The sequence below is a fragment of the Streptomyces sp. NPDC050504 genome (genome assembly GCF_044458065.1).
In the GTDB taxonomy this organism is placed as follows: Bacteria; Actinomycetota; Actinomycetes; order Streptomycetales; family Streptomycetaceae; genus Streptomyces.
This window is the reverse complement of record NZ_JBITHO010000002.1, coordinates 182,523-207,659: the sequence shown is the minus strand read 5'-3', so window position 1 is coordinate 207,659 and position 25,137 is coordinate 182,523. Positions and strand designations below refer to the sequence as shown.

The 25,137-nt window shown below is 72.9% G+C and carries 22 protein-coding genes and 1 tRNA gene; 11 read left to right on the top strand and 12 right to left on the bottom strand.

Annotated elements, in window-relative coordinates; all coding sequences use genetic code 11:
* Positions 1-135: 135 nt before the first annotated feature.
* The 3 genes from galT to galK all read left to right on the top strand — a co-directional run bounded on the left by galT (position 136) and on the right by galK (position 3,385).
* Positions 136-1,191 carry a galactose-1-phosphate uridylyltransferase gene (gene galT, locus ACIBNE_RS06800; protein WP_399270379.1) on the top strand — a complete coding sequence of 352 codons (1,056 nt, stop codon included), beginning with the start codon at positions 136-138 and terminating at the stop codon, positions 1,189-1,191.
* Complete coding sequence (gene galE / locus ACIBNE_RS06795; protein WP_399270378.1) at positions 1,188-2,156, top strand: UDP-glucose 4-epimerase GalE; 969 nt, start codon at positions 1,188-1,190, stop codon at positions 2,154-2,156. The genes galT and galE overlap by 4 nt, the downstream gene beginning before the upstream one ends.
* A 134-nt stretch (positions 2,157-2,290) precedes the next feature.
* Positions 2,291-3,385 (top strand): galactokinase, encoded by a 1,095-nt coding sequence (galK, locus tag ACIBNE_RS06790; protein WP_399271249.1) that lies wholly within the window; start codon positions 2,291-2,293, stop codon positions 3,383-3,385.
* Between the two features lie 66 nt (positions 3,386-3,451).
* Here the strand turns inward: galK and ACIBNE_RS06785 are convergent, their stop codons facing one another.
* The gene (locus ACIBNE_RS06785; protein ID WP_399270377.1) at positions 3,452-3,895 is read right to left on the bottom strand and encodes a GNAT family N-acetyltransferase; all 444 of its coding nucleotides are present in this window, start codon (positions 3,893-3,895) and stop codon (positions 3,452-3,454) included.
* 231 nt (positions 3,896-4,126) lie between these two features.
* On the opposite strand from ACIBNE_RS06785, the gene ACIBNE_RS06780 reads away from it, so the two are divergent.
* A complete protein-coding gene (locus tag ACIBNE_RS06780; protein WP_399270376.1) occupies positions 4,127-4,909 on the top strand; it encodes a LuxR C-terminal-related transcriptional regulator in 783 nt (260 codons plus the stop codon).
* Here the strand turns inward: ACIBNE_RS06780 and tamR are convergent.
* Positions 4,868-5,365, bottom strand: coding sequence for a MarR family transcriptional regulator TamR (gene tamR / locus ACIBNE_RS06775; RefSeq protein ID WP_399270375.1), 498 nt, complete (start codon positions 5,363-5,365; stop codon positions 4,868-4,870). The genes ACIBNE_RS06780 and tamR overlap by 42 nt on opposite strands.
* A 73-nt stretch (positions 5,366-5,438) precedes the next feature.
* Here tamR and ACIBNE_RS06770 point away from each other — a divergent pair, with 73 nt between their 5' ends.
* Both ACIBNE_RS06770 and ACIBNE_RS06765 read left to right on the top strand, forming a co-directional pair.
* Positions 5,439-6,260, top strand: coding sequence for a trans-aconitate 2-methyltransferase (locus ACIBNE_RS06770; protein WP_399270374.1), 822 nt, complete (start codon positions 5,439-5,441; stop codon positions 6,258-6,260).
* A complete protein-coding gene (locus ACIBNE_RS06765; protein ID WP_399270373.1) occupies positions 6,260-6,628 on the top strand; it encodes a VOC family protein in 369 nt (122 codons plus the stop codon). The genes ACIBNE_RS06770 and ACIBNE_RS06765 overlap by 1 nt, the downstream gene beginning before the upstream one ends.
* Before the next feature lie 112 nt (positions 6,629-6,740).
* Here the strand turns inward: ACIBNE_RS06765 and ACIBNE_RS06760 are convergent, their stop codons facing one another.
* Together ACIBNE_RS06760 and ACIBNE_RS06755 are read right to left on the bottom strand one after the other, a co-directional pair.
* Positions 6,741-7,400 (bottom strand): TetR/AcrR family transcriptional regulator, encoded by a 660-nt coding sequence (locus ACIBNE_RS06760; protein ID WP_399270372.1) that lies wholly within the window; start codon positions 7,398-7,400, stop codon positions 6,741-6,743.
* A gap of 7 nt (positions 7,401-7,407) precedes the next feature.
* Complete coding sequence (locus ACIBNE_RS06755; protein WP_399270371.1) at positions 7,408-8,418, bottom strand: acyl-CoA desaturase; 1,011 nt, start codon at positions 8,416-8,418, stop codon at positions 7,408-7,410.
* 207 nt (positions 8,419-8,625) lie between these two features.
* Here ACIBNE_RS06755 and ppc point away from each other — a divergent pair, with 207 nt between their 5' ends.
* The gene (gene ppc, locus ACIBNE_RS06750) at positions 8,626-11,367 is read left to right on the top strand and encodes a phosphoenolpyruvate carboxylase (protein WP_399270370.1); all 2,742 of its coding nucleotides are present in this window, start codon (positions 8,626-8,628) and stop codon (positions 11,365-11,367) included.
* A 56-nt stretch (positions 11,368-11,423) separates the two neighbouring features.
* On the opposite strand, the gene pth is transcribed toward ppc, so the two are convergent.
* The 5 genes from pth to ACIBNE_RS06725 all read right to left on the bottom strand — a co-directional run bounded on the left by pth (position 11,424) and on the right by ACIBNE_RS06725 (position 15,641).
* Positions 11,424-12,017 carry an aminoacyl-tRNA hydrolase gene (gene pth, locus ACIBNE_RS06745; RefSeq protein WP_399270369.1) on the bottom strand — a complete coding sequence of 198 codons (594 nt, stop codon included), beginning with the start codon at positions 12,015-12,017 and terminating at the stop codon, positions 11,424-11,426.
* Between the two features lie 102 nt (positions 12,018-12,119).
* Positions 12,120-12,701: a 50S ribosomal protein L25/general stress protein Ctc gene (locus tag ACIBNE_RS06740; RefSeq protein ID WP_399270368.1), complete on the bottom strand. Its 582-nt coding sequence runs from the start codon at positions 12,699-12,701 to the stop codon at positions 12,120-12,122.
* 183 nt (positions 12,702-12,884) lie between these two features.
* A complete protein-coding gene (locus tag ACIBNE_RS06735) occupies positions 12,885-13,859 on the bottom strand; it encodes a ribose-phosphate diphosphokinase (protein WP_399270367.1) in 975 nt (324 codons plus the stop codon).
* A gap of 108 nt (positions 13,860-13,967) precedes the next feature.
* Positions 13,968-15,425, bottom strand: coding sequence for a bifunctional UDP-N-acetylglucosamine diphosphorylase/glucosamine-1-phosphate N-acetyltransferase GlmU (gene glmU / locus ACIBNE_RS06730; protein WP_399270366.1), 1,458 nt, complete (start codon positions 15,423-15,425; stop codon positions 13,968-13,970).
* 144 nt (positions 15,426-15,569) lie between these two features.
* Positions 15,570-15,641, bottom strand: a tRNA-Gln gene (locus tag ACIBNE_RS06725).
* A gap of 248 nt (positions 15,642-15,889) precedes the next feature.
* On the opposite strand from ACIBNE_RS06725, the gene ACIBNE_RS06720 reads away from it, so the two are divergent.
* Positions 15,890-17,257, top strand: a complete 1,368-nt coding sequence (locus ACIBNE_RS06720; RefSeq protein WP_399270365.1) for a sensor histidine kinase — start codon at positions 15,890-15,892, stop codon at positions 17,255-17,257.
* 98 nt (positions 17,258-17,355) lie between these two features.
* On the opposite strand, the gene ACIBNE_RS06715 is transcribed toward ACIBNE_RS06720, so the two are convergent.
* Together ACIBNE_RS06715 and ACIBNE_RS06710 are read right to left on the bottom strand one after the other, a co-directional pair.
* On the bottom strand, positions 17,356-17,847 hold the full coding sequence (locus ACIBNE_RS06715; RefSeq protein WP_399270364.1) for an SUKH-3 domain-containing protein: 492 nt from the start codon (positions 17,845-17,847) through the stop codon (positions 17,356-17,358).
* Between the two features lie 8 nt (positions 17,848-17,855).
* Positions 17,856-18,374 carry a YwqJ-related putative deaminase gene (locus ACIBNE_RS06710; protein ID WP_399270363.1) on the bottom strand — a complete coding sequence of 173 codons (519 nt, stop codon included), beginning with the start codon at positions 18,372-18,374 and terminating at the stop codon, positions 17,856-17,858.
* A gap of 221 nt (positions 18,375-18,595) precedes the next feature.
* On the opposite strand from ACIBNE_RS06710, the gene ACIBNE_RS06705 reads away from it, so the two are divergent.
* From ACIBNE_RS06705 to ACIBNE_RS06695, 3 genes are all read left to right on the top strand, one after another.
* A complete protein-coding gene (locus ACIBNE_RS06705; protein WP_399270362.1) occupies positions 18,596-19,588 on the top strand; it encodes an SMI1/KNR4 family protein in 993 nt (330 codons plus the stop codon).
* Between the two features lie 5 nt (positions 19,589-19,593).
* The gene (locus tag ACIBNE_RS06700) at positions 19,594-22,263 is read left to right on the top strand and encodes an SUKH-4 family immunity protein (RefSeq protein ID WP_399270361.1); all 2,670 of its coding nucleotides are present in this window, start codon (positions 19,594-19,596) and stop codon (positions 22,261-22,263) included.
* 331 nt (positions 22,264-22,594) lie between these two features.
* Positions 22,595-23,467, top strand: a complete 873-nt coding sequence (locus tag ACIBNE_RS06695; protein ID WP_399270360.1) for a cellulose-binding protein — start codon at positions 22,595-22,597, stop codon at positions 23,465-23,467.
* Between the two features lie 240 nt (positions 23,468-23,707).
* Here the strand turns inward: ACIBNE_RS06695 and ACIBNE_RS06690 are convergent, their stop codons facing one another.
* On the bottom strand, positions 23,708-25,030 hold the full coding sequence (locus ACIBNE_RS06690) for an LAETG motif-containing sortase-dependent surface protein (RefSeq protein ID WP_399270359.1): 1,323 nt from the start codon (positions 25,028-25,030) through the stop codon (positions 23,708-23,710).
* Between the last annotated feature and the right edge of the window lie 107 nt (positions 25,031-25,137).

Genomic DNA, 25,137 nt, shown 5'->3' with positions numbered 1-25,137 from the left:
CGTACGGAACGCCCGCGGCCGAACCCCGTGACAGCCATGCCTCTTTTCACCGCGTGAACAGCACCCGTCGCGCCGAGCGTTGACGATCCTGTTGATTCATGGTTTGTTGTGCGCGGTTATGTTTGGAGGCCCTTGGTGAAGAAGACGGTCACGACGCTCGCCGACGGTCGGGAGCTGCTCTACTACGACTCCCGTGACGACGTCGTCCGCGACGCCGTCGACCCGCGTCCCCTCGACCCCGTGGCGACCACGTCCGAAGTGCGCCACGACCCGCTGCGCGGCGACACCGTCGCCATCGCCTCGCACCGGCAGGCGCGCACCTACCACCCGCCCGCCGACGAGTGCCCGCTCTGCCCGTCCCGCGACGGCCGGCACACCGAGATCCCGGAGCCCGACTACGACGTCGCGGTCTTCGAGAACCGTTTCCCCTCCCTCGCCGGCGACTCTGGCCGCTGCGAGGTCGTCTGCTTCACCTCCGACCACGACGCGTCCTTCGCCGACCTGACCGACGAACAGGCCGCGCTCGTCCTGGAGGCGTGGACCGACAGGACCGCCGAACTCGCCGAACTCCCGCAGGTCCAGCAGGTGTTCTGCTTCGAGAACCGCGGCGCCGAGATCGGCGTCACCCTCGGCCACCCGCACGGCCAGATCTACGCGTACCCCTTCACCACCCCCCGCACGGCCGCGATGCTCCGCTCGGCCGACGAGCACCGCGAGCGCACCGGCGGGGGCAACCTCTTCGACGACGTCGTGGAGCGCGAGCGCGCCGACGGCAGCCGGGTGGTGCTGGCGGGCGAGCACTGGACCGCCTTCGTGCCGTACGCCGCGCACTGGCCGTACGAGGTCCACCTCTACCCGCGCCGCAGGGTGCCCGACCTGCGGGAGCTGGACGAGGCGGCGCGCACGGAGTTCCCACAGGTCTATCTGGAACTCTTGCGGCGCTTCGACCGGATCTTCGGCGAGGGCGAGCCGCCCACGCCGTACGTCGCGGCCTGGCACCAGGCGCCCTTCCGGGGGCCAGGAAGCGTCAACAGGAGTGAATTCGCCCTGCATCTGGAGCTTTTCACCATTCGTCGCACATCCGGCAAGCTGAAGTTCCTCGCGGGCTCCGAGTCCGGCATGGACGTCTTCATCAACGACGTGCCGCCGGAGGCCGCGGCCCAGCGACTGCGAGAGGTAGCGAGCAAGTGAGCAAGAAGTACCTGGTGACGGGCGGCGCGGGATACGTCGGAAGCGTCGTCGCCGCGCACCTCCTGGAAGCGGGTCACGCGGTGACCGTCCTGGACGACCTCTCCACCGGATTCCGCGAGGGCGTCCCGTCCGGCGCCCAGTTCGTCGAGGGGCGCGTCCAGGACGCCGCCCGCTGGCTCGACCCCAGCTACGACGGCGTGCTGCACTTCGCCGCGTTCAGCCAGGTCGGCGAGTCCGTCGTCGACCCGGAGAAGTACTGGGTCAACAACGTCGGCGGCACGATGTCGCTGCTCGGCGCGATGCGCGACGCGGGCGTGCGCCGCCTGGTCTTCTCGTCCACCGCCGCCACCTACGGCGAGCCGGTCGACACGCCGATCACGGAGACCGACCCGACGTCCCCCACCAACCCCTACGGCGCCTCCAAGCTGGCCGTCGACCACATGATCACCGGTGAGGCCGCCGCGCACGGCCTGGCCGCCGTCAGCCTCCGCTACTTCAACGTCGCTGGTGCCTACGGCAGTTACGGCGAACGGCACGACCCCGAGTCGCACCTCATCCCGCTCGTGCTCCAGGTCGCCCTCGGCAAGCGCGTGTCGATCTCGGTGTACGGCGAGGACTACCCGACGCCCGACGGCACCTGCGTCCGCGACTACATCCACGTCGCCGACCTCGCCGAGGCGCACCTGCTGGCCATGGACAAGGCGCGCCCCGGCGAGCACCTGATCTGCAACCTCGGCAACGGCAACGGCTTCTCGGTACGGGAGGTCATCGAGACCGTCCGCAAGGTCACCGGGCACCCCGTCCCCGAGGCCGCGGCGCCGCGCAGGCCGGGCGACCCCGCCGTGCTGGTGGCGTCCGCCGCCACCGCGCGCGAGCGGCTGGGCTGGACGCCCTCGCGCTCCGACCTCGCGGGCATCGTCGCGGACGCCTGGGCGTTCGCGCGCCGGGCGGAGGCCGGGCTGTGACGGGCATAGACGCGCTGCCGGACCGGCCGGCCGCGCGGGAGCCGGACGGGCCTGCCGGACGGGAGTCGGACGGGGAGCGTGCGCGGGGCGCGGCCGAGGCCTTCGACGCGCTCTACGGATACGCCCCCGACGGGGTGTGGGCCGCACCCGGACGGGTGAATCTCATCGGCGAGTACACGGACTTCAACGAGGGCTTCGTGATGCCCCTCGCGCTGCCGCACACCACCGTCGCCGCGGTCGCCCGCCGCGCCGACGGGGTGCTGCGGCTGCACTCGGCCGACGTCCCGGGCGGTGTCGTCCAGCTGGACGACACCGCCGCGCTCGCCCCGGGCGCGGGCGGCGGCTGGGCCGCCTACCCGGCGGGCGTGGTCTGGGCGCTGCGCGCGGCGGGCCACGAGGTCGGGGGCGCGGACGTGCACCTCACGTCCACGGTCCCCACCGGGGCCGGCCTCTCCTCGTCGGCCGCGCTGGAGGTCGTCGTCGCGCTCGCCCTGAACGACCTGTACGAACTGGGGCTGACCGCGCCCGAGTTGGCGCGCGTCGCGCAGCACGCCGAGAACGGGTTCGTGGGCGTGCCCTGCGGCATCATGGACCAGACCGCGTCGGCCTGCGCGGTCGAGGGCCACGCGCTGCACCTGGACTGCCGCGACCTGACCGTGCGCCAGGTCCCCTTCGCCCCGGCGGCCGAAGGCCTGACGCTCCTGGTGGTCGACACGCGGGTGAGCCACGCGCTGGGCGACGGCGCGTACGCGGAGCGGCGCGCCGGGTGCGAGGCGGCCGCGCGGGCACTGGGCGTGTCCCATCTGCGCGACCTCGCGTACGAGGAATTGCCGGGCGCGCTGGCCGCGTTGACGGACGAGACGCAGCGCCGCTACGTGCGGCACGTGGTCGGCGACGACCGCCGCGTGGGGCGCATCGCCGCACTGCTGGACGCGGGCGACGTCCGGGGCATCGGCCCGCTGCTCACCGAGGGCCACGCCTCGCTCCGCGACGACCTGCGGGTCTCCTGCCCCGAGCTGGACCTCGTGGTGGAGGCCTCGCTGGCGGCGGGCGCGCTCGGGGCGCGGATGACGGGCGGCGGCTTCGGCGGCTCGGCGATCGTGCTGGTGGCGGAGCGGGAGGCGGACGCGCTGGCCGAGTCGGTGGCCGACGCGTTCGCCTCGGCCGGATTCGGTGCGCCCCGGGTGTTCCCCGCGGTGCCCTCGCAGGGGGCGCGCAGGCTGCGCTGAGGGCGCGGGCGGGGCCCCGGAGTGCCGCGCGCTCCGGGGCCTGCGCCGCGCGCTCCGGTCCGGGCGCTACACCAGCGCCTTGACCAGGATGTACTCGGTGACCCCCGGCGGATAGTCGGGGACCTCGCCGATCACCTCGTACCCCCGCTTGCGGTAGAAGCCGGGCGCCTGGAAGTCCCAGGTCTCCAGGCGGGAGCTGACGCAGCCGTGGTCGGCGCGGGCCCGCTCCTCCGCCTCGTCGAGCAGCCGCGTGCCGAGCCCGGCGGCGCGGTGCCGCTCGTCGATCCAGAGCAGGTCCACATGGAGCCAGCGCGCCCAGACGCGCCCGGCCAGACCCCCCGCGAGCTGCCCCTCCGCGTCGAACGCCCAGACCTGGAGCGGCACTTCGTCCTCGGTGCCGGTCTCGACGAGCCCCCGTATCGCGGGGGAGCGGTCGACGTTGGCGGCGCGGAGCTTTTTGCCCAGCAGGGCGCGTCGTTGTTTGTCGACTCCTGTCTCAATTCGAAACATGGGTCACACCCTAAACACCCCGGCCAATCAGTTCTGCGATTTACCTTCCCCTCCTCGCCCCTGGCTCTACTCTGATGCACAGCACCGGTGGGGGCCGGTGCTGATTCAGGGGGCGAGACAGTCGGGTACGACGCCCGGGTGGGGGGTAGCTTTCACGCACGGCGGCGGCCGTGCGGCTCTTTGGGTATCCCTCTCCGGGCGCCGTACCTGCGCCGATCCGCCTCCCGACGCATGGGGGTACCTGTGGTTCGTATCCGGGTCCTGGTGGTGGACGACCATCGGATCTTCGCCGAGTCGCTCGCCGCGGCGCTCGCGGCCGAGCCCGATGTGGACGTCGCGGCCGCCGGGAGCGGTCCCGCCGCGCTGCGCTGCCTGGAACGGGCGGCGGCCGAAGGGCGCAGATTCGACGTGATGCTGGTCGACGCCGACCTGGGCATCGCGTCGACCGCGGGACCGCCGCGCGCGGTGGCCGCGCCCGACTCGGGCGGCGCGGGCACGGTGGACGGGATCTCGCTGGTGGCCGGGGTCCGTTCGGGCCAGCCGTCGGTGCGCACGGTGGTGCTCGCCGAGAAGGACGACTCGCGGCGCGCCGCGCTGGCGCTCCAGGCGGGCGCGTCGGGCTGGGTCGCCAAGGACTGCTCGCTCCAGCGGCTGCTCGCGGTGATCAGGGGCGTCCTGCGGGACGAGACGCACCTGCCGGCCGCGCTGCTCACCGGCGTGCTGCGGGAGTTGACGGCCGCGCGCAAGCACCGCACCGAGAGCGAGCGGCTGGTCGAGTCGCTGACGCCGCGCGAGCGCGAGGTGCTGCGGTGCATGGTGGCGGGCCTGGGGCGCAAGGCGGTCGCCGAGCGCCTGTTCCTGTCCCCGCACACCGTCCGTACGCACATGCAGAACGTGCTGGGGAAGCTGGGCGTGCACTCCACGCTCGCGGCGGTCGCGCTGGCCCGCAGGGCGGGCGTGGGACCGGCCGAGCTAGCCGGGGACGTTGTCGAACGGGGCGGTCAACTGGCGTAGCAGCGCGGCCAGTTCGCCGCGCTGGCCGCGGCTCAGCTCGGCGAGGATGGCGCGCTCCTGGTCGAGCAGCCCGGCGAGCGCCTGATCGGCGCGGTCGCGCCCCTCGTCGGTGAGCCGGACGAGGACGCCGCGCCGGTCGCTGGGGTCGGGCAGCCGCTCGACGAGGCCCTTCTTGGTGAGCCGGTCGATGCGGTTGGTCATCGTGCCCGAGGTGACGAGCGTCTGGGTGAGGAGCTGCCCGGGGGAGAGCTGGTACGGGGCGCCCGCGCGGCGCAGCGAGGTGAGCACGTCGAACTCCCACGGCTCCAGGTTGTGCTCCGAGAAGGCCAGCCTGCGGGCGCGGTCGAGGTGCCTGGCCAGCCGCGACACGCGACTGAGGACCTCAAGTGGTTCCACGTCGAGGTCCGGGCGCTCCCGGCGCCATGCTGCGACCAGTCGGTCGACCTCGTCCTCCATGGCGATCAGTGTAGAGGGTCCCTCGATGTGAAGTCTCTTGACATCAAGATACTTGGCTGGTGATCCTGGGCGCATGACCGCACCAGCCACCTGGGATCCGCAGCAGTACCTGCGCCACGCGGACCATCGCACCCGCCCCTTCCACGACCTCGTCGCCCGCGTCGGAGAGCTGCCGGGCGGGTCCGCGCCGCGCATCGCCGACCTCGGCTGCGGCGCGGGCAACGTCACCGCGACCCTCGCCGGACGCTGGCCCGGCGCGCGCGTCACCGGCTACGACAACTCCCCGCAGATGCTGGAGCGGGCCCGCGCGTACGCCACCGACCTGCTCGACTTCGCCCACGCCGACGCGCTGACCTGGACGCCGTCCGAGCCGTACGACCTGATCGTCTCCAACGCGCTGCTCCAGTGGGTCCCCGGGCACGCCGAGCGCTTCCCCGACTGGCTGGCGGGCATCGCCCCCGGCGGCACCTTCGCCTTCCAGGTGCCCGGCAACTTCACCGCCCCCAGTCACACGATCCTCGCCGGGCTGCGGACGTCCGCGCGGTGGCGCGGGCGCCTCGGGGACGCTGCGGACCGCTCGGCGGCGGTCCTGGAGCCCGCGGACTACCTGACCCGGCTGACCGGCCTCGTCGGGCCCGGCGGCGCGGTGGACGTCTGGGAGACCACGTACCTCCAGACGCTCCGGGGCGAGGACCCCGTGCTCGACTGGGTCAAGGGCACGGCCCTGCGGCCGGTGCTCACGGCGCTCGACTCCGACCCCGAGGCGCGGGAGGCGTTCCTCGCGGAGTACGCGGCGCTGCTGCGGGAGGCGTACCCGGCGACGCCGTACGGCACGGTCTTCCCGTTCCGCCGGATCTTCGCCGTCGCCCGCAGGAGCGGGGAGGCGGGGCGCTGATGCTCGTCGCCGTCGACCACGTGCAGCTCGCCGCGCCCGTCGGCGCGGAGGACCTGCTGCGGACGTACTACGTCGGCGCCCTCGGCATGACCGAGGTCCCCAAGCCGCCGGTGCTCGCGGCGCGCGGCGGATGCTGGTTCCGGGCGGGGGCGGTGCGGCTGCACCTGGGGGCGGAGGCGGACTTCGTGCCCGCGAAGAAGGCGCACCCGGGGCTGCGGGTGCGGGACATCCGGGCGTACGCGGACCGGCTCGCGGTGCACGGGGCACGGGTCGAATGGGACGAGAACCTGCCGGGCCACCTGAGGTTCTACTCCTGGGACCCGGTGGGCAACCGCCTGGAGTTCCTGGAGCCGTCACCGGGGGAGTAGCCACTCTCGCGCGGTTCCCCGCGCCCCTTGAGGGACGCGGGGAACCGCGCGGTCTTTGAACGCCCCCGGCAGGGTTTCGCACCCCGGAGCGCCGGCCTCAGGCCGGGGCGCGTCAGTTCTTGCGGTGCCCTATCAAGCGGGGCCGCGCCTCAAGGTTCCCGAGGCCGTGCCACGCCAGGTTCACCAGGTGCGCCGCCACCTCCGCCTTGCCGGGCTTCCGCGCGTCCACCCACCACTGCCCGGTGAGCGCGACCATCCCCACCAGCGCCTGCGCGTACAGCGGCGCGAGCTTCGGATCGAACCCCTTCGCCTTGAACTCGCCCGCGAGGATGTCCTCGACCTGCGTCGCGATGTCGGAGATCAGCGACGCGAACGTCCCCGTCGACTGCGCCACGGGCGAGTCCCGCACCAGGATGCGGAACCCGTCCGTGTACTCCTCGATGTAGTCGAGCAGCGCGAACGCCGCCTGCTCGCACAGCTCCCTGGGGTGCCCGGCCGTCAGCGACCCGGTCACCATGTCGAGCAGCTGGCGCATCTCGCGGTCGACCACGACGGCGTACAGCCCCTCCTTGCCGCCGAAGTGCTCGTAGACCACCGGCTTGGACACCCCGGCCTTCGCCGCGATCTCCTCGACCGACGTCCCCTCGTAGCCCTTCTCGGCGAAGATGGTCCGGCCGATGTCCAGCAGCTGTTCACGCCGCTCCTTGCCCGTCATCCGGACCCGGCGGACGCGCCTCTTCTCGCTTCTGCTGGAACTGCCGTCGATCACCACGCGTCAATCATGCCGTCTCTGTGAGGTCTTTCGTTCCGTCCGAGCGCTTGGCCGCGAGCCGCGAGTCACTCGGCCAGCGCACGTCGGACGCCCAGCCCAGCTTCTCGAACCAGCGGATCAGCCGGGCGCTGGAGTCGACCTGGCCCCGCAGCACGCCGTGCCGCGCGGACGTCGGATCGGCGTGGTGCAGGTTGTGCCAGGACTCTCCACAGGAGAGGACCGCGAGCCACCACACATTGCCTGACCGGTCGCGCGATTTGAACGGACGCTTTCCGACCGCGTGGCAGATCGAGTTGATCGACCAGGTGACGTGGTGCAGCAGCGCGACCCGTACCAGCGAGCCCCAGAAGAAGGCGGTGAACGCGCCCCACCAGGACATCGTCACTAGGCCGCCGACCAGCGGCGGGATCGCCAGCGACACGCCCGCCCAGAGCAGGAACTGCCGGGAGACGCGGCGCAGCGCCGGATCCTTGATCAGATCGGGGGCGTACTTGTGCTGCGGGGTCTGCTCCTCGTCGAACAGCCAGCCGATGTGCGCCCACCACAGCCCCTTGAGCAGGGCCGGTACGGTCTCGCCGAAGCGCCACGGCGAGTGCGGGTCGCCCTCCGCGTCGGAGAACTTGTGGTGCTTGCGGTGGTCGGCCACCCAGCGCACCAGCGGGCCCTCGATGGCCATCGAACCCGCGATGGCCAGCGCGACGCGCAGCGGGCGCTTCGCCTTGAAGGAGCCGTGCGTGAAGTGGCGGTGGAAGCCGACGGTGATGCCGTGGCAGCCGATGAAGTACATCGTCACCAGCAGCCCGAGGTCGAGCCAGCTCACCCCCCAGCCCCAGGCCAGCGGCACGGCGGCCAGCACGGCGAGGAAGGGGACCACGATGAACAGCAGCAGCGTGATCTGTTCGAGAGAACGCTTCTGCTCACCGCCGAGCGTGGCCTGCGGCTGGTCCTGCGACGGGTCCTGGTCAGGGGTGGCCTGCTGCGGAACGGTGGAGTCGAGCACATCGGGGCTCGTGGTCATAACTGTGTCCCTGTGGGGTGAGGGAAGAAGAGGGCGCGTGGCTACGCCTCCGTAACCTACGGCGTCGTAAGTATGGCAGTGACGCGCCCCACGGCAAGAGGGCTGTGGACAACGGCCGGGATCTGGACACATATCCTGGGTGGGTCGGACAGCGCGGTCCGCATTACCTGCCAGACGTGCTCTCAACCACTGCAAGGAGCCGCACCTGTGAGCAGTGCCGACCAGACCACCGCCGTGAACGCCGAGTCCAGCCCCGAGCTGCGCGCTGACATCCGCCGCCTCGGCGACCTGCTGGGCGAGACCCTCGTACGGCAGGAGGGCCCCGAACTCCTCGAACTCGTCGAGCGGGTCCGCGCCCTGACCCGCGAGGACGGCGAGGCCGCCGCCGAGCTGCTCGGCGACACCGACCTGGAGACCGCAGCCAAGCTGGTGCGGGCCTTCTCCACCTACTTCCACCTCGCCAACGTCACCGAGCAGGTGCACCGCGGCCACGAACTGCGCGCCAAGCGGGCCGCCGAGGGCGGGCTGCTCACCCGCACCGCCGACCGCCTCAAGGACGCGGACCCCGAGCACCTGCGCGAGACGGTCAAGAACCTCAACGTGCGGCCCGTCTTCACCGCGCACCCCACCGAGGCGGCCCGCCGCTCCGTGCTGAACAAGCTGCGCCGCATCGGCGAGCTGCTGGAGTCCCCGGTCATCGCCTCCGACCGGCGCCGCCAGGACCTGCGCCTCGCCGAGAACATCGACCTCATCTGGCAGACCGACGAGCTGCGGGTGGTGCGGCCCGAGCCCGCCGACGAGGCCCGCAACGCCATCTACTACCTGGACGAGCTGCACGCGGGCGCGGTCGGCGACGTCCTGGAGGACCTGGCGGCCGAGCTGGAGCGGGTCGGCGTCGAGCTGCCCGCCGGGACCCGCCCGCTGACCTTCGGCACCTGGATCGGCGGCGACCGCGACGGCAACCCCAACGTGACGCCCGCCGTCACCTGGGAGGTGCTGATCCTCCAGCACGAGCACGGCATCACCGACGCCATCGAGGCCGTCGACTCCCTGCGCGGGCTGCTCTCCAACTCGATCCGCTACGCGGGCGCCACCGAGGAGCTGCTCACCTCCCTCCGCACGGACCTGGAGCGGCTGCCGGAGATCAGCCCCCGCTACAAGCGGCTCAACGCCGAGGAGCCGTACCGCCTCAAGGCGACCTGCATCCGGCAGAAGCTCGTCAACACCCGCGAGCGCCTGGCCAAGGGCACCCCGCACGAGGAGGGCCACGACTACCTCGGCACGAGCGAGCTGATCCGCGACCTGACGCTGATCCAGACCTCGCTGCGCGCGCACCGCGGCGGTCTCTTCGCGGACGGCCGCATGGACCGCGTCATCCGCACGCTCTCGGCGTTCGGCCTCCAGCTCGCCACGATGGACGTGCGCGAGCACGCGGACGCCCACCACCACGCGCTCGGCCAGCTCTTCGACCGGCTCGGCGAGGAGTCCTGGCGGTACGCGGACATGCCGCGCGAGTACCGGCAGAAGCTGCTCGCCAAGGAGCTGCGCTCGCGCCGCCCGCTGGCCCCGACGCCCGCCCCGCTGGACGCGGCGGGCGAGAAGACCCTCGGCGTCTTCCACACCGTCAAGGAGGCCTTCGAGCGGTTCGGCCCCGAGGTCATCGAGTCGTACATCATCTCGATGTGCCAGGGCGCGGACGACGTCTTCGCCGCGGCGGTGCTGGCGCGCGAGGCCGGTCTGATCGACCTGCACGCGGGCTGGGCCAAGATCGGCATCGTGCCGCTCCTGGAGACCACGGACGAGCTGAAGGCCGCGGACGTCATCCTCGACGCGATGCTGGCCGACCCGTCGTACCGCCGGCTGGTCTCGCTGCGCGGGGACGTGCAGGAGGTCATGCTCGGCTACTCCGACTCCTCGAAGTTCGGCGGCATCACCACCTCCCAGTGGGAGATCCACCGCGCGCAGCGCCGCCTGCGCGACGTCGCGCACCGCTACGGCGTGCGGCTGCGGCTCTTCCACGGCCGCGGCGGTACGGTCGGGCGCGGCGGCGGCCCCTCGCACGACGCGATCCTCGCGCAGCCGTGGGGCACGCTGGAGGGCGAGATCAAGGTGACCGAGCAGGGCGAGGTCATCTCGGACAAGTACCTCATCCCGTCGCTGGCCAGGGAGAACCTGGAGCTGACGGTGGCCGCGACGCTCCAGGCGTCCGCGCTGCACACCGCTCCGCGCCAGTCCGACGAGTCGCTGGCGCGCTGGGACGCGGCGATGGACACGGTCTCGGACGCGGCGCACGCGGCGTACCGGCGGCTCGTGGAGGACCCGGACCTGCCGACGTACTTCCTCGCCTCGACCCCCGTCGACCAGCTCGCCGACCTGCACCTGGGCTCGCGGCCCGCCCGCCGCCCCGGCTCGGGCGTCTCGCTCGACGGCCTGCGGGCCATCCCGTGGGTCTTCGGCTGGACCCAGTCCCGGCAGATCGTGCCCGGCTGGTTCGGCGTGGGCTCCGGCCTGAAGGCGCTGCGGGAGGCGGGCCTGGAGTCCGTGCTGGAGGAGATGCACGAGAAGTGGCACTTCTTCCGCAACTTCCTCTCCAACGTGGAGATGACGCTGGCGAAGACCGATCTGCGCATCGCCCGCCACTACGTCGACACGCTCGTCCCCGACGAGCTGAAGCACGTCTTCGACGTGATCGAGGAGGAGCACGCGCTGACCGTGCGGGAGGTCCTGCGGGTCACCGGGGGCGAGCGGATGCTCGACTCCAACCCGGTGCTCCAGCAGACCTTCGCGATCCGTGACGCGTACCTGGACCCGATCTCCTACCTCCAGGTCTCCCTCCTCGCCCGGCAGCGGGCGGCGGCGGAGCGGGGCGAGGAGCCGGACCCGCTGCTGGCGAGGGCGCTGCTGCTCACCGTGAACGGCGTGGCGGCGGGCCTGCGCAACACGGGCTGACCCGAGGGGCCGGGGTGCGGTACGCCGCCGCGCGGGGCCGCACCCCACTTCCGCCCCTAGGAGTTGTACGTGCTCTGGGCGCGCTCCAGGCCTTCGGCCAGGAGCGCCTCCACCGCGTCCGCCGCGCGGTCCACCTCGTACGCGAGTTCCTTGCGCTCCGCGGCGGAGAAGTCCTTCAGGACGAAGTCCGCGACCTGCATGCGCCCCGGCGGCCGGCCGATCCCGAACCGCACCCGGTGGTAGTCGGGCCCCATCGCCTTCGTCATCGACTTCAGGCCGTTGTGTCCGTTGTCGCCCCCGCCGAGCTTCAGCCGCAGCGTCCCGTAGTCGATGTCCAGCTCGTCGTGGATCGCGACGACGTTCGCGGTGGGGACCTTGTAGAAGTCGCGCAGCGAGACGACGGGCCCGCCCGACAGGTTCATGTACGACATCGGCTTGGCGAGGACCACCCGGCGGCTCAGCGGTCCGGGCGGACCGATCCGCCCCTCCACCACCTGCGCCTGCGCCTTCTGCGCGCGCTTGAACCTGCCCCCGATCCGCTCCGCGAGCAGGTCGACGACCATGAAGCCGACGTTGTGGCGGTTGGCCGCGTACTCGGGGCCGGGGTTGCCGAGGCCCACGACGAGCCAGGGCGCGGTGGGGTCCGTCATGGCGGGACCGTTCCTTCTGTAGGGGACTCCGTGGGACACAAGGAAACGGGGCGGCGGGCACCAGGAGTGCCCGCCGCCCCGTCAGGCGAAGCGTGAGACGGCTCAGGCCTCGGCGGCCGCGTCGCCCTCGGCGGCGCTCTCCTCGGCCTGCGCGGCCAGGACCTGCAGGACGACGGCGTCGGCGTCGGTCACCAGGGTGGTGCCGGCTGGGAGGACGATGTCCTTGGCGAGGACGGACGCACCGGCGTCCAGGCCCGCGACGGAGACCGTGACGGCCTCGGGGATGTGGGTGGCCTCGGCCTCGACCGTGATGGTGCTGAGGACGTGCTCCAGCAGGTTGCCACCGGGGGCCAGGTCGCCCTCGGCGTTGACCGCGATCTCGACCGAGACCTTCTCGCCGCGCTTGACGGCCAGCAGGTCGACGTGGGTCAGGGTGCGCTTCAGCGGGTGGCGCTGGATGGCCTTGGGGATGACCAGCTCGTTGCGGCCCTCGATGTCCAGGGAGATCAGGACGTTGGCGGTCTTGAGCGCCATCATCAGGTCGTGGCCCGGGAGGGAGACGTGGACGGGCTCGGCGCCGTGGCCGTAGATGACCGCGGGGACGCGGTTGTCGCGGCGGGTCTGGCGGGCGGAGCCCTTGCCGAACGTGGTGCGGATGACGGCGTCGAGCTTGACCTCGGACATGTGGCACTCCTCGTAGGTGACGAATCGGAAAGGAAGGTCACCCGGCCACGACTTGCGGCCTGCTACGAAGAGCGCGTCGATAACGGAGCATCCGCGCCAAAAGGTGCGGCCTCCCTCGCCGAGCAACCTGAACAGTCTACTCGGCGGGGAGGCCGCACCAGAAATCGATCTTCTGAAGAAGCCTTACTGCTCTTCGAAGAGGCTCGTCACCGAACCGTCCTCGAAGACCTCGCGCACCGCGCGCGCGATGGTCGGGGCGATCGAGAGCACCGTGATCTTGTCGAGCTCGATGTCCTCGGGGTCGGGCAGCGTGTTCGTGAAGATGAACTCGCTGACCTTGGAGTTCTTCAGCCGGTCCGCGGCCGGGCCGGAGAGGATGCCGTGCGTGGCCGTCACGATGACGTCCTCGGCGCCGTGCGCGAAGAGCGCCTCGGCGGCGGCGCAGATCGTGCCGCCCGTGTCGATCATGTCGTCGACCAGGACGCAGACGCGGCCCTCCACGTCACCGACGACCTCGTGGACGGTCACCTGGTTGGCGACGTCCTTGTCGCGGCGCTTGTGGACGATCGCCAGCGGGGCGTCCAGGCGGTCGCACCAGCGGTCGGCGACGCGCACGCGGCCGGCGTCGGGGGAGACGACGGTCAGCTTGGAGCGGTCGACCTTCGCGCCCACGTAGTCCGCGAGGACCGGCAGGGCGGTGAGGTGGTCGACGGGGCCGTCGAAGAAGCCCTGGATCTGGTCCGTGTGCAGGTCGACGGTGAGGATGCGGTCGGCACCCGCCGTCTTCAGCAGGTCGGCGATCAGGCGGGCCGAGATCGGCTCGCGGCCCTTGTGCTTCTTGTCCTGCCGCGCGTAGCCGTACGACGGGACGATCACGGTGATGGAGCGGGCCGACGCGCGCTTCAGCGCGTCGATCATGATCAGCTGCTCCATGATCCACTTGTTGATGGGAGCCGTGTGGCTCTGCATCAGGAAGCAGTCGGCGCCGCGCGCCGACTCCTGGAAGCGGACGTAGATCTCACCGTTGGCGAAATCGAATGCCTTCGTAGGGACGAGGCCTACGCCCAGCTGGTGCGCGACCTCCTCGGCCAGCTCGGGGTGGGCGCGGCCGGAGAAGAGCATCAGCTTCTTCTCGCCGGTCGTCTTGATCCCGGTCACAGCACTGTCTCCTCAGACGTGTTGTCCGGCCACGCGGTCCTCGCCGTGGGCCGGCCGAATAGGTGTGCATGTATCACGGTACGCCGAACCCGACGCACCTGTTTCCGGTCAGCTTTCGCGGTCGCCCTCGGCGGCGGCCGCCTGGGCCGCCTGGGCGGCGGCGCTGCCGGGGCGCTTGCGGGCCACCCAACCCTCGATATTCCGCTGCTGGCCCCGGGCGACGGCCAGTGAACCGGCCGGGACGTCCTTGGTGATGACCGAGCCCGCGGCGGTGTAGGCGCCGTCCCCGATGGTGACGGGCGCCACAAGCATGTTGTCCGCTCCGGTGCGGCAGTGGGAGCCGATCGTGGTGTGGTGCTTCTTCTCGCCGTCGTAGTTCACGAAGACGCTGGCGGCGCCGATGTTCGTGAAGTCGCCGATGGTGGCGTCGCCCACGTACGACAGGTGCGGGACCTTGGTGCCCTCGCCGATCGTGGAGTTCTTCACCTCCACGAACGCGCCGATCTTCGACTTCAGGCCGAGGCGGGTGCCGGGGCGCAGGTAGGCGAACGGGCCGACGACGGCGTTCGGGCCGATCTCGGCGCTGTCGGCGACCGAGTTGTCGACGCGGGCGCCGCTGTGGACGGTGGTGTCCTTCAGGCGGGTGTTCGGGCCGACCTCGGCGTCCTCGGCGATGTGCGTGGCGCCCAGCAGCTGGGTGCCCGGGTGCACGATCGCGTCGCGCTCGAAGGTGACGGTGGCGTCGACGACGGTGGTCGCCGGGTCGACGACGGTGACGCCCTGGAGCATCGCCGCCTCCAGGAGGCGGGCGTTGAGCAGGCGGCGGGCCTCGGCGAGCTGGACGCGGTTGTTGATGCCCAGGATCTCGCGGTGGTCGGCGGCGACGGACGCGCCGACCCGGTGCCCGGCCTCGCGCAGGATGCCCAGCACGTCGGTGAGGTACTCCTCGCCCTGGCTGTTGTCCGTGCGGACCTTGCCGAGCGCGTCGGCCAGGAGCTGGCCGTCGAAGGCGAAGACGCCGGAGTTGATCTCCTTGATGGCGCGCTGCGCCTCGCTGGCGTCCTTGTGCTCGACGATCCCGGTGACCGCGCCGGTCGCCGCGTCGCGCACGATCCGGCCGTAGCCGGTGGAGTCGGGGACCTCGGCGGTCAGCACGGTCACGGCGTTGCCGTCGGCGGCGTGCGTCGCGGCCAGCGCGGTCAGCGTCGCGCCGGAGAGCAGCGGGGTGTCGCCGCAGACGACGACCACGGTGCCGGAGAGCGTCTGGCCGGTCCCGTCCAGGGACTCCAGGGCGATGCGGACGGCGTGGCCCGTGCCCTTCTGCTCCTCCTGCACGGCGGTGCGGGTGCCGGGGTAGACGGTGTCGAGGTGGGCCTTGACCTGCTCACGGGCGTGGCCGACGACCACGACGAGGTGCTCGGGGGAGAGGTCGCCCGCTGCGGTGACGACGTGGCCGACGAGCGAGCGCCCGCTGATGTCGTGCAGGACCTTGGGGGTCTTCGACTTCATGCGGGTGCCTTCACCCGCTGCGAGGACTACGACGGCTGCCGGGCGGTTGGCGCTCACGGGAATGCCCTTCGGCTTTTACGGGTGGGTGACATCCGCAGGATACCGGGGGGTTTCGAAGGTGAAACGTGGGCGGGGCGACCGGTTGCGGCACGCGGACGGGCCCCGACCTTGGAGGTCGGGGCCCGTACCGGACGACTTGTGCTCCCCCGTCAGGACTCGAACCCGAACAGATGGCACCAAAAGCCACAGTGCTGCCAATTACACCACGGGGGATTGAAGGCGGGTGAAGCGGACATTTCTTCAAGGTGCCTTCGTGGCACCCCACACTATGCCGTACCGAGTGCCTTTACGGCGACGGTAAAGATCGGTGGTTCCGGCGGCGGTTCGGCCGTCCCGTTCGGCTGTCCGGTTCGGTCGTCCGGTTCGGTCGTCCGGTTCGGCTGTCCGGTTCGGTCGTTCCGTTCGGCCGTCCGGTTCGGCCGTCCCGAAAACGACTGGCCCCCGCCCGTAGGCTGGAAGACATGACCGTTACGGGGGCACACCAGGAGGCCGGGGGCCCGACCACCCGCGGCATGTGGTGGTGGGAGCGGCGACGCAGCGCCGTACTGGACATCGGGCTCGCACTGGTGTCCGCGTTGGAATGTGCGCTTGAGGGGGTGACGTTCGCCGGCGACGTACGGATGCCCGTGCCGCTCGGCGTGCTGTTCGGACTGTTGGCGGGCTCGGTGCTGATCCTGCGGCGCCGCTCGCCGATCGCGGTGGTGCTGGTGGCGATCGCGCTGACGCCCGCGGCCATGGGCTTCCTCCTGGGGATCGTCGGGCTCTACACGCTCGCGGCGTCCGAGGTGCCGCGCAGGATCACGGCGGCCCTGGCGGGGATGTCCCTGGTGGGGACGTTGATCGTGACGTTCGTACGGACCGGGCAGAGCCTGGGCGAAGCGGATCCCGACTTCGACCCGGGCTCCTGGTACGTCCCGCTCGTCTCCGTCTTCGTGGCCCTCGGGCTCACCGCGCCGCCCGTGCTGCTCGGCCTCTACATAGGCGCGCGGCGCAGGCTCATGGAGAGCCTGCGGGAGCGCAACGACTCGCTGGAGCGGGAGCTGTCGCTGCTCGCCGACAGGGCGGAGGAGCGCGCCGAGTGGGCCCGTACGGAGGAGCGGACCCGGATCGCGCGCGAGATGCACGACGTGGTGGCGCACCGGGTGTCGCTGATGGTCGTCCACGCCGCCGCGCTCCAGGCGGTGGCGCCGAAGGACCCGGCGAAGGCCGTGAAGAACGCGGCGCTCGTCGGCGACATGGGGCGGCAGGCGCTGACGGAGCTGCGCGAGATGCTGGGGGTGCTGCGGGCGGCGGACCAGGTGAAGGCGCCGCCCGCCGCCTCGGGTGCGCACGCGGGTACGGGGGGCGCGGTGCCGCTGGCGGCCGTCGCCCAGGCCGCTGCCGCCGCCGCAGCCGCCGCTTCCTCCGGTGCCCAGGCCGCCGAGGACGGGCCCTGTCTGGCCGAGCTGGAGGAACTGGTCGACCAGTCCCGGGCCGCCGGGATGGTCGTGGAGATGCTCGTCGACGGCGAGCCGCGGACCTATGCGCCGGAGGTCGAGCAGACCGCGTACCGCGTGGTGCAGGAGGCGCTGACCAACGTCCACAAGCACGCGGCGGGCGCGAAGGTGCGGGTGCGGCTCGCGCACCGGGGCGACGAGGTCGCCATGCAGGTGGAGAACGGCGCGCCCGGGTCCGACGGCGCGGCGGGGGCGGCGCGGCTGCCCAGCGGGGGGAACGGGCTCGTGGGGATGCGGGAGCGGGTGCAGGCGCTGGGCGGGGTGTTCGTGTCCGGCCCCACGGACGCGGGGGGCTTCCGGGTCTCGGCGGTCCTGCCGGGCCGCGAGGCGTAGGGGGGACCGTCCTGTGGGGTCCCGTTGCCGGGGGCGCCGAAAGATTCGCGCGCGCCGCGCATGCCCACCCGGCCCACGGCCGGTACGGCGCCCCGCCCTCAGGGCGACGTCAGGCGGACCGGACGGGCGCCCTCCAGGAGCGCCGCGAGGGCGTGCCCCACGTCCTGACCCACGTACCAGTCACCCGTGTGGTCCAGGCTGAACACCCGCCCCTCCAGGTCGATCGCCAGCACCGCCCGCGCGTCCCCCTCCTCCCCCAGAGGAGCGATCTGCGTCTCCAGGGCCCGCCCCAGGTCCCCGAGCGTGCGCGCCAGGTGCAGACCGCGCAGCGGGTCGACGTGCACCTGCGCGGGGGCGATCTGGCGGCCGGGCCCGGACGCGCCGAGGGTCAGCCCGCCGAACTCCGCCCACGCCTCGACGGCCGCGGGGAACACGTGGTGCCGGTGCCCCGCGGGCGACACGTGCGCGCGGAGCGTGTCCGCCCATTCCTCCGCACGCTGTATGTCCCACCGTCCGGGCTGCCACCCGGCGCCGCGCAGCGCGGCGTCGACGGCGACGGGGAAACGGGTGGCGGAGGTGCGGTCGATCATCGTCAGCGTCAGCCGTTCTGGGCGGTCGTGAGGTTCACGGGGCGCACGCCGAAGTGCGCGAGCATTTCCGTACAGGAGCGGCAGGGCGGCGCGTAGCTGCCGTGCAGCGGGTCCCCGTCCTCCCGGATGCGGCGGGTGGTGATCCTGGAGTGCTTGAGGGCGCGGCGCGCCTCGCTCGACGAGAGCGGCTTGCGCTGGGCCCGCTTGGAGCGCTGCGACTCCGCGGCGGACAGGTGCCGGGAGAGCAGGATCGCCTCGGGGCACCGTCCGGTGAAGCGCTCGCGCTGTCCGCTGGGGAGCGTGTCGAGGAAGTCCTGCACCAGGGGGTGGAGGGTCGGCGGCTGCTCGCCCTTGCCCGCCGTGCAGGTGAGGGTGGGTCCGTTGTTCACGGAGAGTGCCGCCGCGATTGCGGGGAGGATGCCGTCCCGGCGATGCCTCAGTACGGGGGCGTCGGCCGCGCCGCTGGCGCTCCAGGTGAGCCGCGGGTCCCCGGTTGTGGCTGTTCGTGCTGCTGGTGCCGTGTGCATGGTGCTGTCGTCCCCTCCGCCGCAATCCCCCGAGTTGCGGGGACAGCCTGCCAAATGTGGCGGGTGGTGTGGAAGCGGGGGCCGTGGATCGTGCCCTGTCGTGGGCGAACCGTCACCCCGGCGTGACGGTTCGTTACCGGGACGGCGGGGAGGGACCCGCTGTTGCACCACCGCATAGGCTGTGGTGAACCACCAGCCGGACGCAGCAGGGGGCAACCGCCATGACGACAGGTCGGCTCGGGCAGCAAGCCGCGCCACCGAACGCGGCCTACGCCGGGCAGGTCGTGCACTTCCCGGATCCGGTCCGGGCGTCCCGCCACCCCAGGGGTGTGCGGGTGGACGGGGACGGCTATCCGGTCTTCTCCCCGTACGCGCGCGCCGCCGCGGAGATCGCGGAGCCCCCCGGGGGGTTCGGCGTCGACGAGCTGCGCCTGACGGACTACGTCTCGGCCAACGCCGCGCTGTCCGGCGACGGCCACGAGCTGTGGGACACGATCCCCGCGGTGGCGACCCCGCACGGCTGGACCTGGCACCACGTGCCAGGCACCCGCCGTCTCGAACTGGTCCCGGTCGAGGTGAAGGCGCTGCTGCGGCACCACGGCGGGCTGGCCACGGCTGCCGTCGACCAGGGCAAGCGCGGCACCCGCCCGCTCCAGGAGACGCGGCCCGCGCACTTCGGGCTGCCCAAGGGCGCGGTCGCGGTGACCGAACAGCAGGTCCAGGGCGTCGAGGAGAACCTCGGCTACCGCCTGCCGGGCGCCTACCGCTCCTTCCTGAAGGCGGCGGGCGGCGCGGCGCCGGTGGGCGCGGCCCTCGACGCGGAGCTCGGCCTGCTGGTGGACCAGCCGTTCTTCACGGTCAGGGACAGGGCCGGGACGAACGACCTGGAGTACGTCAACAAGTGCCTGCGCGACCACCTGACCAAGGACTACCTGGGCGTCGCGTTCGTCCAGGGCGGTCTGCTGGCGGTGAAGGTGCGCGGCGACGCCGCGGGCTCCGTGTGGTTCTGCGCGTACGACGACGCCCGGGACAGCGCCGAGACGGCCCACTGGTCGGCCGCCGAGCGCGTGGAGCGGCTGCTGCTGCCCTGCGGGGCCGACTTCGACGAGTTCCTCCAGCGGCTGGCGGGCAACCCGCCGGAGCTGGAGACCGTGGCGAACCTGATGGTGGACGGCGGCTTCGCGCGGGCCGTCCCCGTCTCGGACGAGGGGTGAGCGCGATGGTGACCTTCGCGCAGGCGCAGGAGCGCGCGGAAGAGTGGATCAACGGCGACATGCCCGCGTACCAGCACCGCGAGGTGCGGGTGCGGGAGTTCGAGCTGGGCTTCGTCGTCTGGGCGGAGGACCGCCAGGACGGGCCGCGCTCGGACGGCGGACGGCACAGGCTGGTCATCGCGCGCGACAGCGGCGAGGCGACGCTCTGGCCGGCCCTGCCGGTCGGCGAGGTGATCAGGCGGTACGAGGAGGAGTACGGGACCCCGGAGGACGCCGCGGGCCCCGCCGAGCCCGAGCCGCCCCAGCGGATCGACCTGAACCAGACCTCGTTCCTGCTGACGCCGCCCGAGTGGCTCCAGGACGCGGCGGACCGGATGGGCATTCCGGACCGGCGGTCCGACGGGGCGGGCGCGGGGGAGGCCGGTTCCGGGAACGGTTCACCGACCCCCTCTCCGGCTGCTTCTCCGGCGCCTTCGCCGATCCCTTCCCCGATCCCTTCGGCGGATCCTTCGGGCGCTGATTCCGGTGCCGCGCCCGCCGACGCGGTGCCCGCTTCCGGCTCCTCCGGCGCGGCGTGGCCCGCCGCCCAGGGGTCGCACGGCGGTGCCACGCCGTGGGCCGACGTCAGCGGCACGGGCGACGACGGGTCCGTCCCGCTGCCCGCCACCGTGTTCGCGCCGCCGCTCATCGGGGCGGACGACGACGACACCCCGCCGCCCTCGGTGGGCGCCGACGCGCCGACCGCGTTGATGTCCGGCGGCAGCCAGCTTCCGGCGACCGCGATCTCCCCCGCGCTGAACCCGCAGGCGCAGGCTCCCGGCGCGCCGGGCCAGGCGCCCGGAGCCGCGGCCCCGTCCGGCCCCGTGGCGCCGGGTCCCGTACCGCCGCCGCCCGGTTCGACGCCGCCCTCCGCGGCAGGCATCGCCGAGGAGACGACGGCCAAGGCCGAGGTGCAGCCGCGCCCCGCCCCGCGCGGCGACGGCCCCACGACCCCGCCGCCGCCCGGTGCTCCGGGCACCCCGGGCGCCCGTCCGCCCGCCGCGGCGCCGCCCGCGTCGGGGCCCGGCGCCCCCGGCGCTCCGGCCGGTGGCTACGTACCGACGCAGCTGGTGTCGCAGCTCGGCCCCGACGGGCCCCAGCCGCCCGGTGCTCCCGCTACCCCTGGCGCTCCCGGTGCCCCTGGTACGCCTCCTGGTGCGCCGATGCCGCCTCCCGCGCCCGGTTCCACGCCGCCGCCCGGTGGCGGTGTGCACCATGCCGCGACGATGTTGGCGGGTCCCGCGCAGGTGGGTCCGCCGACGCCTCCGCCGCCGCCCGGTTCGACGCCGCCTCCTGGTGCGCCGATGCCGCCTCCCGCGCCCGGTTCCACGCCGCCGCCCGGCGGTGGTGTGCACCATGCCGCGACGATGTTGGCGGGTCCCGCGCAGGTGGGTCCGCCGACGCCTCCGCCGCCGCCCGGTTCGACGCCGCCTCCCGGTGCGCCGATGCCGCCTCCCGCGCCCGGCTCCACGCCGCCGCCGGGCGGCGGTGTGCACCATGCCGCGACGATGCTCGCCGGGCCCGCACAGATGGGGCCGCCTCCCGGGGCTCCCTCCGCACCCAATCCGCCCGGCCCTCCGGGACCGCCGCCGGGTGCGCCCGGTGCCCCGGCGGGCGGGCCGCCCCCGGCCGCGTACGGCTACCCGCAGGCGCCCGTCGGACAGCCCACCGTCGGACCCGGCTACCAGGCCGTCCTGCGCTACCGCGCGCCCGACGGCACGGAGGCGCAGTTGATCCGGCGCTCCGCGCCCGGCATGCCGCACCCCGAGTGGCAGATCTTTCACGAGCTGATGGCGATGGGCGTGCCGCCGCAGCAGGTGCTCGAACTCCACACCGAGCTGGCCTCCTGCGAGCTGCCCGGCGGCTACTGCGCGCGGATGATCCGAGAGCAGTGGCCGCAGGTGCGGATCACCTCCGTCGCGCCGTACGGCACCGACCACGCGAGCCGGCAGCAGGGCATGCGGCACCTCATCACGCACCAGGGCGAGCTGCACCAGGTCGCGGACGGCCCGGCGCGCCCCGCGCCGGTGCGGGCGCCGCTGCCACAGGTGCAGCCCGTGCCGCCGGTGCCGCCCGAGGCGATCGCGCAGGAGCTGGTCGCGGCGTTCGGGCCGCAGGGGGTCCTCCGCTTCGACCAGCGCGCGGTGTCCCGGCAGGGCGTGCCGGAGATCGTCGGCAGGACGCTCGTGTGGGCGGGCCTCCCGGCCGATTTCGGGCCGTTCTTCTGGGCGCAGCCCGGCCAGCCCGTGGTGCCGACGCTCGCCGAGCTGGCGGCGCAGCGGCAGGTGCAGCCCGCGGCCGACGCGGGCGCGTACCTCGTGATGGGCTCGGACTTCGGCCGGGCGATCTGCGTGCAGTACGGAACGGCGCACATCGTGGCCGTGCCGGTCGAGGCGGGCCCAGGCGGCGCCCCGGTGCCGCCGCAGTTCGTCAACACCGGGCTGCCGGAGTTCGCGCGCTCGCTGGCGCTGCTGGGCCGGATGTGGCGGCTGCGCTACGGGCTCAACCAGGAGCAGGCGGGCCGCTGGACGGTCGACTTCCAGGCACAGCTGCTGGCGATCGACCCGGCGGCGCTGCAGTCGCCCGAGACGTGGTGGTCGGTGCTGCTCGAACAGATGTGGGACGGCCTGCTCTGACGGTCCCCGGCCGCCGGACGGTCCCCGTCCGGCGCCTCAGGCGCCCGGTCCGCACGGCGGGTCGGGCGCCTCTTTTGTGGGTAGGTTCCGCGAGAAACACCCCTGTGCCAACTTCTGACTCCAATTGACGCATCCTTGAGCGGTGCGGATGTGTGGAGTGTCGCGTTATGAGCGCTTCACTCATCTGCGTGAAGATATGCGCGCGTACTGCGTACCGAGCACCGCGTAACGCGTTCAGTGTCGGATGAGGAGCTTCAAGGTGAGTGCTGCAGCGGCGTCCCCGTCGTCTTCGTCTTCGTCATCGACTGCATGGGCCGCGTCGGCGGGTCCCGTGCCGCTGCGCGGCTTCGACACCGTGCGGCGCGGCTACCGCCCCGAACAGGTCGACCGCTACCTCGCGGGCGTCTCGGGGGACCGCGACGACGCCTGGGAGCGGGCCGCCCGGCTGACCGTCCTCGCCAAGGACATGGAGGCGGAGGCGGAGCGGCTGCGCGCGGTCGTGGCGGCGCTCGCCCCGCAGACGTACGAGTCGCTCAGCGCGCGCGCCCGCCGGATCCTGGCACTCGCCGAGGAGGAGGCGATCGAGGCGCGGGCCGCCGCGGCGTCCGACGCGCAGGGCCTGCGCGACGACGCCGACCGGGCGGCCCGCACGGTGCGCGACGCGGCGGCCAAGTACGCGGAGGGCACGCTGGCCGAGGCCGAGGCGAGCGCCCAGGGGATCCTGCTGACGTGCCGGACGCGCGCCGACGAGCTGCGCGTGGAGGCCAGGCGCGAGTCCAAGGAGCAGCGGGGCGAGGCGCTGACGGAGCTCAAGGAGACGCGGCAGCGGACCGCCGACGCGCTCGCCGAGCTGGAGCGGGAGCACGCCGAGCGCAAGGAGGCGGCGGAGCGCGACCTGGCCGCCCGCGAGGCCGAGCTTGAGGCGCGGCTCGCGGAGCTGGAGTCGTACGCGGACGCGCGCCTCGCGGACGCCCGGCGCGACCTGGCGGCCGTCGAGGAGGCGGCCAGGCACCGCCAGGAGGACGCGGAGGCGCGCGGCGCCGAGCTGATCGCCCAGGCGCGGGTGGGCGAGGAGCGGGTGGCCAGGGAGACGGAGCGGGTGCTGCGCGAGCACACGGAGAGCCGCGAGGAGGTCCAGGCGCACATGGCGCACGTACGCAGCAGCCTGGCGGCGCTGACGGGGCGGGCGGCGGCGGAGGGCTGAGGCGGGGCGCGGCGCCGGTCCGTCCACGAGGGCGGCGCCCGTCCGTACGGGCGGGCAGGTTCTCGTACACGGCGCGGCGCCCGTCCGCACGGACAGGCAGGTTCGCGTACACGGGGCGGCGCCCGTCCGTACGGACTGACGGGTTCTCGTACGAAAGGGCGGGGCCCGTACCACTGCTGGTACGGGCCCCGCCCTTCGTACGCTCGTGTGCCCCTCCGTACGGACGGGCGCCGCGTGTCCCTACGCGGCGTCGCTGCCCTTGCGGCGGCGGGCCACCAGGACCGCGCCCGCGCCGAGCACGACGGCGGCGCCGCCCGCGAGGGCGATCTTCGGCGTCGCGGAGTTCGAGCCGGTGTTCGCCAGCGTGCCCACCGGCTGCTGGGAGGTGTTGCCCTGCGCGGTCACCGACGAGGTGCCGGACTTGGGCTTCTCGGCGGGCTTCCCGGCGCCGACGGCCTTGACCTGGAACTCGTGCTCGTCCAGCTCGGCGGTGTAGCCGCAGGAGGCGTCGCTGTCGTTGAAGAACATGCCGTCGGCCATGAGCAGGCCCTCGCCCGCCGGGGCCTTCTTGTCGACTTCGAGGCGCAGCTTGATGTCGATGTGCTCGCCCTTCTTCAGCGGGCCCAGCACGTCGAGGAAGTCGCCGCCCCTGATGCTCTTCCAGTCGGAGGAGCCGGTGGCGGACCACTTGAGGTCCAGGAACTCGTCGAGGGCGTCGGACTCGTCGGACTCGTCGGAGCCCGTGCCGAAGACGGAGACGAGGGGCAGGACCTCGTCCATCTGCTGGACCGCGGAGTCGTTGGCGACGCGCAGCTTGAGGTCGACGGTGGTGCCCGCGGTGATCTTCTCGGGCATGCCGGTGACGACGGTGCTGAAGCCGGGGACGTCCGGGCAGTCCTCTTCCTGCTCCTGCTCCTCGGCCGCCTCCTTGGCGTCGGCGTACGCCTTCTCGGCCTCCGTCTTCGCGGCGAGTGCCTCCTCGACCGCGATCTGGAGCTCTCCGATCTTCCTGCTCTGCCGCACCTCGGCCTCGATGACGTCGAGCCTGGCCAGCTCCCGCTTCGCGTCGGCCGCGGTCTTGGTGTCCGCGGCCGTCTTGGCGGCGGCCTTGGCGTCAGTGACGGCCTTCTGCGCCGCTTCCGTCTCCTCGGGCGTCGCCGTGTCCGGCAGTTCGGCCAGCTTCTTCTCGGCGTCCGTGACGGCCTTGTCGGCCTCGTCCTTCTTGGTCGCGGCCTCGGTCGCGGCCGTCTTGGCGGCGGCGTACGCGGCGGTCTGCTCGGGGAAGGCGCTGCCGTCCTTCAGGCCCTGCACGGCCGCCTTCTTGGCGGCGACGGCGTCGTCGTACTTCTTCTTCGCCTCGGCCGCGGCCTTCTCCAGGCGCTTCAGCTCCGCGTCGGTGATCCGGTCCGGCCGCTCGTCGGTGTGGTCCTCGGCCCGGTCCTTCATCAGCTGGCGCGTGGAGACCGGCGGGGCGTCGGCGAAGGCCGGGGCCGCCGCGACGAGGAGGACGGGGGCCGTGACGGCGGTGGCGACGGCCGTCGCGAGGGTTCGGCGAAGGTTCACGGATGCCCTTTTGTGTAGAAGTGGAGCTGCTGGAGCGACTGCGCCGAAGGGTAAAGCGGAGGTAAGGGCGGGGGGAAGTCGGAAATGCGGGACATCCGGAACGGGGA